This is a genomic window from Vibrio sp. 1078-1 (genome assembly GCF_033340475.1).
This window is the reverse complement of record NZ_JAWOWM010000814.1, coordinates 1-535: the sequence shown is the minus strand read 5'-3', so window position 1 is coordinate 535 and position 535 is coordinate 1. Positions and strand designations below refer to the sequence as shown.

General features: G+C 43.0%; 1 protein-coding gene and 1 pseudogene. Both read right to left on the bottom strand.

Going from position 1 to position 535, the window contains the following annotated elements; all coding sequences use genetic code 11:
- Nucleotides 1-222: pseudogene (locus R7190_RS30235) on the bottom strand (GNAT family N-acetyltransferase); the annotation flags it as partial.
- Nucleotides 223-233: 11 nt separating this feature from the next.
- Nucleotides 234-535: GNAT family N-acetyltransferase (locus tag R7190_RS30230; RefSeq protein WP_318138257.1), on the bottom strand; the 302-nt coding region annotated here is incomplete at its 5' end.

The following is a 535-nucleotide window of genomic DNA, read 5'->3' as shown; positions in this document are numbered from 1 at the left end:
ACTTAAAAACCCGACGATTTCCCCTTGTTTCTCAACCACGATCAATTGAGCCAGTTGCTCCGTCATAACTCGTGTCCACATCCTTTCTCGGCGCTCAATCGTAAACTGCTCTATATAGCTTTGTGGCATTAACCCTTTGTACGCCACCTGCCACGAATCGACATGTATTTTAGCAATTTGAGCTGCTTCTTCTCTAACAGCATTCCTTACTGTGTATCCCATTACTTTCCTTTCTATTCATCCTGAGTAAATACGCGCAATCGGTTATAAGCTTCAAATCCCAAAGATTCGCACAACTTAATCGAAGGTGTATTTTCGATATTTACTCGGTATCTCACTTTACGATCTCGCGTTTTAACCTCCGCCACTAAGTGTGAAAGCAAGCGCTTACCGTACCCTTTTTCTCTCGCTTTAGGGCTAACCAGTAACGATAACGACTCAAATGGCTCCTTTCCTTCGTAGCAATATGACGCTAATGCCGCAATCAATTTACCCTCTTCTAAAATGCCATAGAAAAAGTGGCTATCGAGCTCGA